This is a genomic window from Blastomonas sp. SL216 (genome assembly GCA_026625625.1).
Lineage (GTDB): Bacteria > Pseudomonadota > Alphaproteobacteria > Sphingomonadales > Sphingomonadaceae > Blastomonas.
Map to the genome: position 1 here is coordinate 3463982 of CP113055.1, position 11672 is coordinate 3475653.

General features: G+C 64.6%; 10 protein-coding genes. 6 read left to right on the plus strand and 4 right to left on the minus strand.

Going from position 1 to position 11672, the window contains the following annotated elements:
- Positions 1-33 precede the first annotated feature (33 nt).
- The 3 genes from OU999_16350 to OU999_16360 are packed head-to-tail and all read left to right on the plus strand — an operon-like array spanning position 34 to position 3487.
- Positions 34-2073 carry a M3 family metallopeptidase gene (locus OU999_16350; protein WAC23286.1) on the plus strand — a complete coding sequence of 680 codons (2040 nt, stop codon included), beginning with the start codon at positions 34-36 and terminating at the stop codon, positions 2071-2073.
- 2 nt (positions 2074-2075) lie between these two features.
- The gene (locus OU999_16355; GenBank protein ID WAC23287.1) at positions 2076-3161 is read left to right on the plus strand and encodes a PLP-dependent cysteine synthase family protein; all 1086 of its coding nucleotides are present in this window, start codon (positions 2076-2078) and stop codon (positions 3159-3161) included.
- Positions 3161-3487 (plus strand): DUF423 domain-containing protein, encoded by a 327-nt coding sequence (locus OU999_16360; protein WAC25456.1) that lies wholly within the window; start codon positions 3161-3163, stop codon positions 3485-3487. The genes OU999_16355 and OU999_16360 overlap by 1 nt, the downstream gene beginning before the upstream one ends.
- 60 nt (positions 3488-3547) lie before the next feature.
- On the opposite strand, the gene OU999_16365 is transcribed toward OU999_16360, so the two are convergent.
- The 4 genes from OU999_16365 to OU999_16380 all read right to left on the minus strand — a co-directional run bounded on the left by OU999_16365 (position 3548) and on the right by OU999_16380 (position 7722).
- Positions 3548-6067: a TonB-dependent receptor gene (locus OU999_16365; GenBank protein WAC23288.1), complete on the minus strand. Its 2520-nt coding sequence runs from the start codon at positions 6065-6067 to the stop codon at positions 3548-3550.
- A 73-nt stretch (positions 6068-6140) separates the two neighbouring features.
- The gene (locus tag OU999_16370) at positions 6141-6539 is read right to left on the minus strand and encodes a nuclear transport factor 2 family protein (protein WAC23289.1); all 399 of its coding nucleotides are present in this window, start codon (positions 6537-6539) and stop codon (positions 6141-6143) included.
- Positions 6539-6970 (minus strand): nuclear transport factor 2 family protein, encoded by a 432-nt coding sequence (locus tag OU999_16375; protein ID WAC23290.1) that lies wholly within the window; start codon positions 6968-6970, stop codon positions 6539-6541. The genes OU999_16370 and OU999_16375 overlap by 1 nt, the downstream gene beginning before the upstream one ends.
- Positions 6970-7722, minus strand: coding sequence for an aspartate/glutamate racemase family protein (locus OU999_16380; GenBank protein WAC23291.1), 753 nt, complete (start codon positions 7720-7722; stop codon positions 6970-6972). Before OU999_16380 ends, OU999_16375 begins: the two co-directional genes overlap by 1 nt.
- 186 nt (positions 7723-7908) lie before the next feature.
- On the opposite strand from OU999_16380, the gene OU999_16385 reads away from it, so the two are divergent.
- From OU999_16385 to OU999_16395, 3 genes are read left to right on the plus strand one after another with little or no spacing between them, the layout of a single operon-like run.
- Complete coding sequence (locus OU999_16385; protein ID WAC23292.1) at positions 7909-8592, plus strand: GntR family transcriptional regulator; 684 nt, start codon at positions 7909-7911, stop codon at positions 8590-8592.
- Between the two features lie 54 nt (positions 8593-8646).
- Positions 8647-9552, plus strand: coding sequence for a hydroxymethylglutaryl-CoA lyase (locus OU999_16390; protein WAC23293.1), 906 nt, complete (start codon positions 8647-8649; stop codon positions 9550-9552).
- 60 nt (positions 9553-9612) lie between these two features.
- Positions 9613-11670 carry a hydantoinase/oxoprolinase family protein gene (locus tag OU999_16395; protein WAC23294.1) on the plus strand — a complete coding sequence of 686 codons (2058 nt, stop codon included), beginning with the start codon at positions 9613-9615 and terminating at the stop codon, positions 11668-11670.
- The last annotated feature ends 2 nt before the right edge of the window (positions 11671-11672 follow it).

The window sequence follows — 11672 nt, forward strand, 5'->3', positions numbered from 1 at the left end:
TGACCGCGCGGCATTTTGGGCTAAAGGGCGGGGATGACCGATATCGCCAACCCCCTGCTCGATACGCGCGCACTGCCGCGCTTTGCCGAAATCACCGCCGATCATATCGCGCCCGCGCTCGATGATGCCCTGGCCCGTCATGCAGCGACCATCGAGACGCTGGTCCGCGACAAGCCGGCCAGTTTTGCCGAGGCCTGGTTGCCGTTCGAACGCGCCGATGCGGAGCTCAGCGCCATTTGGGCTGCGGTATCGCACCTGCATTCGGTCGCGGACTCGCCCGAACTGCGCGTGGCCTATCAGGAAGGCGAGCAGCGCCTGGTCACCAACGGCATCATGGTCGGGCAGAACCGCGCGCTTTACGAGGTGTTCGAGGCGCTAGCCGCGACGCCCGAATTCGCCGCGCTGCCTCAGGCGGACCGGGTCGCGGTCGAGCATGCGTTGCGCGATTTCCGCCTGTCCGGCGTGGCGCTGGAAGAGGCCGCGCGCGAGCGTTTCAAGGCTGTCTCGGTCGAGCTGGCGACGCTCTCCAATGAATTCGGCAGCGCGGTGCTCGATGCGACCGATGCGTGGGAAGAGCTGATCACCGATGAGGCCGATCTCGCCGGCGTGTCCGACACCGACAAGGCAATGCTGGCCGCTGCTGCTGCGGCCAAGGGCCAGTCCGGCTGGCGGGTGACGCTGCAACAGCCCAGCGTCAACGCGATCCTGACCTTTGCAGAAAATCGCGATCTGCGCGCGCGCGTCTACCGCGCTTTCGGCACCCGCGCCTCCGACCAGGGACCGCAGGCCGGGCAGTTCGATAACTCGCAGCGCATCGCCCGCATCCTCGAATTGCGGCGCGAGGCAGCGCAGCTTTTGGGCTTTGCCGATCCCGTCCAATGGTCGCTGGCCACCAAGATGGCGAGCGACGGGGCTGCGGTGCTGAGCTTCCTGCGCGATCTGGCGGCCCGTGCCAAACCGGCGGCGCAGCGCGACCTGGATGAACTCAAGGCCTTTGCCGCCGAAACCTTGAGCATTGCCGATCTTCAGCCCTGGGATGTCGGCTTTGCCTCCAACCGCTTGCGCCAGGCGCTCTATGCCGTCGATGAAGCCGAGGTGCGCGGCTATTTCCCGGTCGAGAAGGTGATGCAGGGCTGGCAGATGCTGCTCGAACGGCTTTTCGGCATCCAGCTTGCGCAGCGGTCCGATGCCTCGCTCTATCACCCGGATGCCCGGTTCTACGATGTCGTCGATGAGAGCGGCACGGTGATCGCAGGCCTGTATCTCGACCTGTTCGCCCGGCCCGGCAAGCGCGGCGGCGCGTGGATGGGCGAGGCGCGCCCGCGCCGCCATGATGGCGATCATGTCCAGGTCCCGGTCGCCTATATGGTGTGCAATTTCTCCCCTGCCGGGCCCGATGCACCCTCGCTGCTCAGCCATTCGGATGTCGGCACGCTGCTGCACGAGACCGGCCATTGCCTCCACCTGCTGCTGACCGAGGTCAACCGCCCGAGCATTGCGGGTACCACCGGCTTCGAATGGGATGCGGTCGAGCTGCCCAGCCAGCTGATGGAGGATTTCGCCTGGGACCGGCAGGTGCTGACCGCCATGTCGGGCCATTACAAGACCGGCGCGCCGCTACCCGACGATCTGTTCGATCGCCTGCTGCGCGCGCGGCATTTCCAAGCGGGGCTGTTCCTGATCCGCCAGATCGAATTTGCGCTGTTCGACATGCTGCTGCACCTCGGCACCATGGGCAGCGACCCGGTCGAGGTGATCGAAGCGGTGCGCGACGAGGTGGCGGTGATCCGCCCGCCCGAATGGCACCGCTTCCCGCATGCCTTCGCGCATATCTTCGCCGGCGGCTATGCCTCGGGCTATTACAGCTATCTCTGGGCGGAACTGCTCGCCGCCGATGGCTTCATGGCCTTTGTCGAATCAGGCCTGCTTGATCGTGCGACCGGCGACCGCTTCCGTAGCGAGGTGCTGGCGCGCGGCGCGACCCGGCCCGCGGCGGAGAGCTTCCGCGCGTTCCGGGGGCGGGACCCCGATCCGCGCGCGATGCTGGTGCGGCACGGGCTCGAGGACGCCTGACGGTGAGCGATCTGTGCCCGCGCGGCTGGCTGAACGATGCGATCCGCCGGATCGAGGCGGACTATAATCGCTCCGCCGATACGCACCTGATCCGGCTGGATCTGCCGCGCTATCCCGGCATCACGCTGTATCTGAAGGATGAAAGCTCGCACCCCACCGGCAGCCTGAAGCACCGGCTGGCGCGCTCGCTTTTCCTCTATGCCTTGTGCAACGAATGGATCGGGCCAGACACTTGCGTGATCGAGGCCTCGTCCGGTTCGACGGCGGTCAGCGAGGCCTATTTCGCGCGGATGCTGGGCTTGCGCTTCATTGCGGTGGTGCCTGCAACGACCGCCCCCGCCAAGCTCGACGCCATCCGCTTCCAGGGCGGCGAAATCCACAAGGTCGATGATCCGCGCACCGTGTACGACGTCGCGCACCGGCTCGCGGCAGAGACGGGCGGCCATTATCTGGACCAGTTCACCTATGCCGAACGCGCGACCGACTGGCGCGGCAACAACAATATCGCCGAGAGCATCTTTGCGCAGATGAGCGAGGAGGAATATCCCGAACCCGAATGGATCGTCTGCGGCGCAGGCACCGGCGGTACATCGGCAACCATCGGGCGCTATCTGCGCTATCAGCGCTATGCCACCCGGCTGTGCGTCGCGGACCCTGAGCATTCGGTGTTCCACCGCCATTTCCATGATCGCAGCGCGGCTTCATTGCCCGAAGGCTGTGCCAGCCGGATCGAGGGCATCGGGCGACCGCGCGTCGAACCGAGCTTCATCCCCGGGGTGATCGACCGGATGATCGCGGTGGACGATGGCGACAGCATCGGCGCGATGCGCGCGCTGTCCGATCGGCTGGGCCGCCGCGTCGGCGGATCGACCGGGACGAACCTTGTTGCTTGCGCCGCGCTGATCGATGAGATGGCCGCAGCGGGAACCAGCGGCAGCGTGGTGACCCTGCTCTGCGATGGCGGCGACCGTTATGGCACCAGCTATTATGACGATGCCTGGCTTGGCCAGAGCGGCCTCGACTGGCAAGCGGCGGCAGACCGCATTGCCGCGCTGCTGGGGCCGGTGGGCAAGGGAGACGCGCGATGATGATCGGGATACTGGCGGCGGTATCGGCCGCGATAGCGGTGGCGGCAGGCGCGTTCGGCGCGCATGCCGCAGCGGGCGAGCAGCAGGCCGAATGGCTGCGCACGGGCGGCATGTATCAGCTGGTGCACGCGGTGGCCGCGCTGGCGATCATGGGACAGGCCAGAGGGCCGGCGCTCACGCTGCTGATCGGTTCTGCGATCTTTGCGGTGACGCTCTATGCCATGGCGCTGGGCGCGCCGCGCTGGCTTGGGGCGGTGACGCCCATCGGCGGCACGCTGCTGATCGGCGGATGGCTATGGGCAGCGTGGATCTACGCCAGGGGTTGAAGGCTTGAAAAAGGACCGTCACCACCCGCGCCGCAGCGCAGGTGGTGACGGCTGGGCCGGTCAAAACTTGTAGCCGACTTCCACCCCGATCCGGCGCAGACCGCCGGGCGAGATGAACGATCCGCCAAACTCGGCTGCGGTGATCACTTCGTTCAGGTAACGGCGGTTGAGCACATTGTCCGCAAACAGCGTCACGCGCCACTGCTCGCCTTCCAGCCCCGCGCGCACATCGAGCACGCCAAAGGCATCGCGCCGGGTCACCGAATAATCGGCATTGCCGACAAAGGCAGGCAGCGCCAGCGCCGACCCCGGCAGCAGGCCGCTGAAGATGGTCGGCACGGTGTCGTTCTGCAGCGTGTGGAACCAGGTCGGGCCGGTGATGCGGTAATCGGCGCGGGCGACCAGATCGAAGCTCTTGGCGATCGGCGCGACGATCTGCGTACCCAGATTGATGGTATAGTCGGCGGTCGAGGGCGACTTGTTGCCCACCGTCTGCGGACGCGAACGGTTCTGCTTGATCTCGCTTTCGGTGACGTTGAAGGCACCGAAGATCGTCCAGCCCGGGGTCACTTCCGCGTTCAGGTTCAGTTCCGCGCCGTACAGTTCGACCTTGTCGATGTTCGACACCACGCGCAGCAGACCGAAGCCGCCGACGAAGAATTCGAAGAACTGCATGTCCTTGACGTCGGTATAATAGCCGGCGAGGTCGAACGTCACCTTGCCGTCAAAGGCCGAACCCTTGAAGCCGCCTTCGAACGCGCTCGAGCGTTCCTTGCGATAGTCGTCGGTGATGGCGACCTGCGACCCGATGAACTGGTTGAACGATTGCTGGACGATCGCAGCCGATCCCGAATTATTGAAACCGCCCGCCTTGAAGCCGATTCCCCAATTGGCATAGACGTTGAAGTTGTCTGCCACCGACCAGCGGAAGGTCAGCTTGGGCTGAAGTTGCTTGTAGCTGTTCGACTTGTCGGGGATCGCGCCAGCGGCCTGGCCGGGGTTGATCGGTCCGCCGGTGAACGGATCGCGGACCAGCGGCACGCGGTTCGACACGCTGCGATCCTCGACGTCATAGCGCATGGCCAGGCCGATATTGACCCGGTCGTTCCAGTTATACTCGGCCGAACCAAAGGCCGCGTACACATCGGTGCTGAAGCTGTCGAAATACAGCTGCGTCGTCGGGTTGCTGGTACCCGGCGCGTTGTACAGCTGGCGGATGATGCCCTGGCCCAGGTCCGCGCCCAGGCTGACGCCGACATCGCGGCTGATGTTGAGATAATAGGCGCCGAGCTGCCAGTTGAACGGACCGTCGCCGTTCGAGGACAGACGGACTTCGCCCGAGAAATCCTCCTGCTGACGGATCTGGTATTGCGTGCCGTCGCAGGTTGTCGGGCTGTAGGGGCCGAAGGTCGATCCGGTGGCCGGCGCGAAGATGAACGGCACCGGCGTCGCGCCGATAAAGCCGGGCTGGTTGACCGGGAAGCCGGTGAGCTGCGCGGTGCTGCGGAAGCAGGCGTTGGACGCCGCGACCGAGGCCGGGGTCGCACCGGGGAAGGTGAAGCGGGCAAAGTCTGCCGAGGTACCATCGGCGGTCAGCGACTGGTCGACATCGCTGTACAGGCCCCACAGGGTCAGCTTGGCAAAGTCGAACTCATGCTCCAGCTTGATCGAGGCATCGAAGGTCGTCTGGTCGTTGGTGGGGCGGATGTTGTTGTAGAAGTTGAACGGGTGGCGGTTCACATCCTCGAAAAAGGCCGGGTTGGCACCGGCAAAATTGGGCAGGTGGAAGGCCGCGTTGAAGGCGATCGATGCGCCGGTCAGGTCCGAGTAACGCGCCTTGGCATCGATCTCGGTGCGATCGCCCAGCTGAGCGACAAACCGGCCATCGACTGACCATACTTCCTGATCGTCGATCGTCTTGGAATTGTTCAGGAAAATGTTGCGATAAAAGCCATCGGTCTTCAGGTAGCTGCCGGACAACACAAAACCGGCATTCTCGCCCAGCGGCACCGAGATAAAGGCGTTGCCGCGATAGGTCTGCTGTTCGGCGGCGCTCAGCTCGATGCCGGCCTCCAGCGTGTCGCCGGGCTTCATCGTCTGGATCACGATCGCGCCTGCCGCTGCGTTGCGGCCATAAAGCGCGCCCTGCGGCCCTTTCAGGATTTCGATCTGGCGCAGCGTGCCCTGGTTCTGGTTGAGCTGCGCGGTGTTGGTCTTGAGGATGCCGTCGACGACGAGGGCGACCGAGCTTTCGGCATCGCGCGCGCCGTTGATGCCGCGGATATTGATCTGCGTGTCGCCGGCCTCTGCCGTGCCGGTGACGATGGTGACACCGGGGGTGAGCTGGACGAACTGGTCGGCGGTTTCGACGCCGGTCTTCTGGATCGCATCGGCAGTCAGCACCGTCACCGATGCCGGAACCTCGGCCAGGCTTTCATTCTGACGGCGCGCGGTGACGATGATGACATTGTCGTCCGCCTCGGCCTCGGCCTGGTCGGTCGCTTGCGCGAATGCGGGTGCCGCCAGCGCACTGGCGAGAACGGTGGCCGATGCGGCGGCAAACAGACTGGATAAGCGCATGGTGTGAACTCCCTGAAATGCGTTGGTTCCCCCGAACCATCTTGGATTTGGCGGTTGTTATTATGGCCGGTCTTCAGACCAGCACGTTGGTTCCGCTCATATAGACATGGACTTCCTGGAACCTGCCATCGCGCAGGCGCCAGAAATTGGTGTTGGTAAGTGTCGTCACGCTGCCATCGGCGGCGGTCAGATCGGCGATGAAACTTGCCGCTATCCGCCCATTGGTCTCATCGACAGTGCAGGTGAAATCGCGGTGGACGATCGTTTCATACGCCCCGAAGAAATCGGTGAACATCCGCTCGATCTCGGCCTTGCCGGCATGGGTGGTGAAGCTGGTCTGGACCGTGAACAGCGCCTCGTCATGAAAGCAGGCGAGCGTGGCGGCCATGTCCTTGGCATCGACGCTGGCGAAATAGGTCTGCGTTGCAAACTGGATCAGTTCGTCGCGGCTCATCGTGGGTGCGTATTGCATCAGACGTCCCCCTCTTTCAGCAGATTGTCGCCGCTCATATAGACGAACACTTCCTGGAACAGCCGGTCCTTGAGATAGAAGCGGTTGCAGTTCTCGTAGCGGAGCTGATCGCCGCCATTGGGCGTGATCAGCACGGTGAACTGCGAGCAGACGGCGTTCGATTCCGGGTCAGCGACATGGACGAAATTGCCGTGCCAGATCTGCTCGAAATCGGCGAACAGCTTGACGAACATGGCGCGGATCGCCTCGCGGCCGTCATGCACGGTATTCGACGTCACCTCGGTGAGCCGCGCGTCGGGGGCGAAGCAGTTGAGCACCTGGTCCATGTTCTTGTTGTCGACGCCATCGAAATAGCGCTTGGTGACAATGTCGATGTAGAACGGATAAGGCAGCGGTGCTTGACCTGCGCTGCCGGGTGACCAGTCTGTCATCAGAACCAACCCTTTCTAATGTCTGCATCCTTGGGCACTTCCGGCATCGGAAAGGCCTTTTTGCTGTGCGTGAGGCCGCATTCGATCAGCCCTTCCAGGAACTTCCACGCCACCTGGCCGGGATTGATCACCGGGATGGGGAGGTTGGCGGCCAGGAACGCTGCCGACTGGTGCATGGTGGTGGAGCCGAGAACGATCGCGTCGGCGCCATCCTCTTCCATGGCCCGGGTTGCCTCGGCCTTCAGCTTGTCGAAGATCACCTCTTCCTTGCCCGCGAGCAGTTCGGTCACATCGGGCCGGGTGTTGATCGATCGCAGGGAAGCGACGCGGTCCCAGAAACCGTATTCGGTGAGCGTCTTCTGATAGAGCGGAAACCATTCGGGCCACATGGTGAGCACGGTGAACTTCTTGCCCAGCATCATCGCGGCGGCAAAGGCGGCTTCACCCGGTCCGATCACCGGGATCGACAGGCGCGATCGCAGCGCACGCAGACCCGAATCGCTGACCGTGTCGATCAGTACCCCGGCATAGCCTTCCTCTTCGGCGGTGACGCCGGTCTGGAACACCGTCCAGTCCATAAGCAGCATGTCGTGATAGCTGTCACCCAGCGCCGCACCCCAGGGAACGGCAACGAATTCGGGCGTGAATCCCGGGCGCACGAAGTCGGACGGGAGCTGCGCGGCACGGGCGGCAACGCCGGCCTCGTCCATGGGAATAGGAACTATCACCTTGATGCGGCGATCATCTGCCATGCGCTACCCCACCTTCATGGACCGTCTGCGCCGGTTGATCCGGCCGCGATCCATGGCTTGACGGTATTGTATACAAATGTCTATCGTCAATAGCGAAATTGGCTTGGCGCAAGATCGGCGCAATTTGGCGCGCACCTGGCATGGGACGCCGCAAGGGCGCGCAGCATTGGGACGGGATGAAACCGCATGGAAAAGGCAGCTTCGCCGCGGGCATCGGATATTGCCTATGACAAGATCCGTCAGTTCGTGCTGTCCGGGCGCGCAGAGCCGGGCCAGCAGCTGACCGAGGAGCAGCTCGCGCGCATTTCCGGCGTGTCGCGAACGCCGGTACGCGAGGCGGTGCGGCGGCTCGAGAACGAGCTGCTGATCGTTCGAAGCGATTCCAAGCGGCTGTTCGTGGCGGACTGGTCGGCCGACGATATCGACGAGATGTTCGTGCTGCGCGGCATGCTGGAAGGCCATGCCGCTAGCCGCGCTGCGCGCAACATCACCGGGCGTCAGATCGAGGAACTGGGCCGGATTTCCGACCTTCTCGACGCGGCGGTCCGATCAAGTCCGCCCGATGTCGCCGCGTTTCTCGCGCAGAACCGGAATTTTCACGAGGTCATTCTCGAGGCGGCACGCTCGCCCCGATTGAGCGCGATGCTGCCGATGCTGGTCGAGCAGCCGGTCGTCCGCCGCACCGCCGCGCAGTACAAGACGGACGAGCTGCTGCAATCGGCGCGCGAGCATCGCGAACTGATCGCCGCCTTTGTCGCGCGCGATTCGCATTGGGCGCGTGCGGTGATGACCAGCCATATCCGCCGCGCCTTCCACGTCTTCAGCAGCACCGCCAAGCGGCACAAGGAGCAGCGCCAGGCCAATGATTGAGGCAATTTTCTCCGGCGCTGGACGCGCATGTCTGAAATGTATACAAACATTGCCATGACCCGCATCCAGATTGTCGAAGTCGGCCCGCGTGACGGCCTGCAGAACGAACCGGACATCGTCTCCACCGCTGACAAGCTGGAGATGATCGGTCGCATGATCGATGCAGGCGCGCGCAGGTTGGAGGTGGCAAGCTTCGTCCATCCGCAGCGCGTGCCGCAAATGGCCGATGCGGAAAGCGTGATCGCCGGGCTGCCCGATCGCGAAGACGTGTCCTATATCGGCCTCACGCTGAACAAGCGCGGCGTGCTGCGCGCGCTGGCGACGAAGGAGGGCGGCAAGCGCGGGGTCGACGAAATCGGTTGCGTCATCGTCGCCACCGATACCTTCGGGCAGAAGAACCAGGGCCAGACCGTCGCCGAAGGCATTGCCGAAGCGAGCGAGATGATTCGCTTCGCCAAGGAAAACGGCCTGATCGCGCAGGTCACCATTTCAGCGGCGTTCGGCTGTCCGTTCGAGGGCGATGTGCCGCCGCAGCGGATCGTCGATATCGCCAGGGCGGTGCTGGAGGCAGGGCCTTCCGAGATCGCGCTGGCGGACACGATCGGTGTCGGCGTGCCTGCGCAGGTGAGCGACCTTTACGGACGTCTGCGCGAATTCGTGCCGATGGAGATTCCGCTGCGCGCGCATTTTCACAACACGCGCGGCACCGGTATCGCCAATGCCTGGGCCGCGATCCAGGCCGGCGTCACCGTGCTCGACGCAAGCCTGGGCGGGCTGGGCGGCTGCCCGTTCGCGCCCAGGGCCACCGGAAATATCGCCACCGAAGAGCTGATCTATCTCGCAGAGCGGTCAGGCATCGACCACGGCATGGATTTGGACGCCGCCATCGCGGCCAATCGCTGGATGGCCGGGATCCTCGGCCGGGAGCTGCCCTCCCTGGTTGCCCGCGCGGCAGCCTGACGGGAAGGCCAACACATCAATCGTGTCGGCGGCCATGTCGGCAAGTGAAGGGGTGAATGAATGAGTTACAGGCTGGGTGTCGATGTGGGCGGCACATTTACCGATCTGCTGCTGTTCGACGAACAATCCGGCGCCTTTTGGCGTCACAAGACCCCGTCCACGCCGCATGACAGCTCGGAAGGCATTCTGACCGGCGTGCAGGCGATCTGCGGCAGCGCGGGCATCACGCCTGCCGATGTCGAGATCTTCCTGCACGGCACGACGGTCGCCACCAATGCGGTGCTGGAGGGCAAGGGCGCACGCGTCGGCCTGATCGTCACCGAAGGCTATCGCCAGGTGATGCAGATCGCGCGCAGCTTCGTCCCCGGCGGGCTTGCCGGCTGGATCGTCTGGCCCAAGCCGACGCCGCTCGCCGCACTGGAGGACACGTTCGAGGTCAAGGGGCGCATGTCCGCGCAGGGCGAGGAAATTCGTGCGGTGGACGATGCCGATATCCGCGCCGTGCTGGAACGGCTGAAGGCGCAAGGCGTCGAGGCGCTGACGGTCAGCCTGATGAACGCATATCTCAACGGCGCGCACGAAAAGCGGGTGGCGGAACTGGCCGCCGAGATCCTGCCTGATGTGCCGATTTCGCTGAGCCATATCGTGCTGCCCGAGATGCAGGAATATGAGCGGACGCTGACCACCGTCGCCAACGCCGCAGTGCGCCCGGTGGTCGGCCGTTATGTCCGCAACCTGCGCAGCCGCCTGCGCGACGCGGGCATGGCGGGCAAGCTCGCCCTGCTGCGCTCGGACGGCGGGCTGATGTCCTCCGAAAAGTCCGAAGAGCATCCCGTCTCGCTGCTGATGTCGGGGCCTGCAGGCGGCGTCACCGGTGCGATCTGGGTCGGCAAGAACGCCGGTATCCGCAATATTCTGACGCTCGACGTCGGCGGCACCTCGACCGACGTGGCGCTGATCGAGAATCTGGAGGCGCGCCGCGTGCGCACCACCGAGGTCGGGCACCTGTCGGTCCGCGCTTCGGCGCTCGACGTGAAGACGGTCGGCGCTGGCGGCGGATCGATCGCCTATGTGCCTGAACTGACGGGAGCCCTTCGCGTCGGCCCGCAATCGGCGGGCGCGGTGCCCGGCCCGGTGGCCTATGGGAAGGGCGGCGAGCTGCCCACCGTGACCGATGCCAATGTCGTGCTCGGTTATCTGCCCGAGGCACTGCTCGGCGGCACCTTCAAGCTCGACCGCGAGGGCGCGAAAAAGGCGGTCCAAACCATCGCCGATGCGCTGAAGATCGACCTCTACGCCGCCGCGCGCGGCATCATCGATATCGTCAACGAGAACATGTTCGGCGCGCTGCGCATGATCTCGGTGCAGCAGGGCTATGACCCGCGCGACTTTGCGCTGATGGGCTTTGGCGGCGCAGGCCCGCTGCACGTCAATGCGGTCGCCCGGCTGATGGGCAGCTGGCCCGCAATCTCTCCGGTCTCGCCCGGCGTGCTGTGCGCGCTCGGCGATGCGACGACGCGGATGCGCACCGAAACCGCGCGCAGCTTCTCGCGGCTCGCAAGCGCCACCACGCTGGAGGAATTGGGCGGCATTCTCGACGAGATGGCCACCCAGATCGGCGACGAGCTGGTCGCTGAGGGCGTCGCGAAGGACGATATCACGATCACCTTCGAGGTCGATGTCCGCTATGCGGGCCAGGCGTTCGAGGTGCCGATGGCGGTGACCCGCGACGACCTGCACAGCCATGGCATCGAATGGCTGACCGGACGCTTTGACGAGGAGCACCACCGGCTGTTCACCTTCAACATGGATTCGGAGCACGAGATCGTGAACCTGCGCGCCGTCGCGATGGGCCAGGCGCTCGACCTGCCCGCCGCCACGCTGCCGCAGGGCAACGGCGATCCGTCGGCGGCGAAGCTGCGCGATCATGAGCTGTGGATGGACGGGGCGATGATGCCTGCGGTCATCTACGATCGCTCCAAGCTGCTTGCCGGAGACGTGATCCCCGGCCCGGCCATCGTCATCGAAATGGATTCCACCACGCTGATCGAAGCGGATTGCACCGGCACCGTCGATGCCGTCGGCAACATCCTGATCACGCTGAAGACGGGGAACTGAAC

Coding starts and splice junctions, on each gene's coding strand:
- OU999_16350 (WAC23286.1), top strand. CDS start 34: ATGACCGATATCGCCAACCCCCTGCTCGATACGCGCGCACTGCCGCGC.
- OU999_16360 (WAC25456.1), top strand. CDS start 3,161: ATGATCGGGATACTGGCGGCGGTATCGGCCGCGATAGCGGTGGCGGCA.
- OU999_16365 (WAC23288.1), bottom strand. CDS start 6,067: ATGCGCTTATCCAGTCTGTTTGCCGCCGCATCGGCCACCGTTCTCGCC.
- OU999_16370 (WAC23289.1), bottom strand. CDS start 6,539: ATGCAATACGCACCCACGATGAGCCGCGACGAACTGATCCAGTTTGCA.
- OU999_16375 (WAC23290.1), bottom strand. CDS start 6,970: ATGACAGACTGGTCACCCGGCAGCGCAGGTCAAGCACCGCTGCCTTAT.
- OU999_16380 (WAC23291.1), bottom strand. CDS start 7,722: ATGGCAGATGATCGCCGCATCAAGGTGATAGTTCCTATTCCCATGGAC.
- OU999_16385 (WAC23292.1), top strand. CDS start 7,909: ATGGAAAAGGCAGCTTCGCCGCGGGCATCGGATATTGCCTATGACAAG.
- OU999_16390 (WAC23293.1), top strand. CDS start 8,647: ATGACCCGCATCCAGATTGTCGAAGTCGGCCCGCGTGACGGCCTGCAG.
- OU999_16395 (WAC23294.1), top strand. CDS start 9,613: ATGAGTTACAGGCTGGGTGTCGATGTGGGCGGCACATTTACCGATCTG.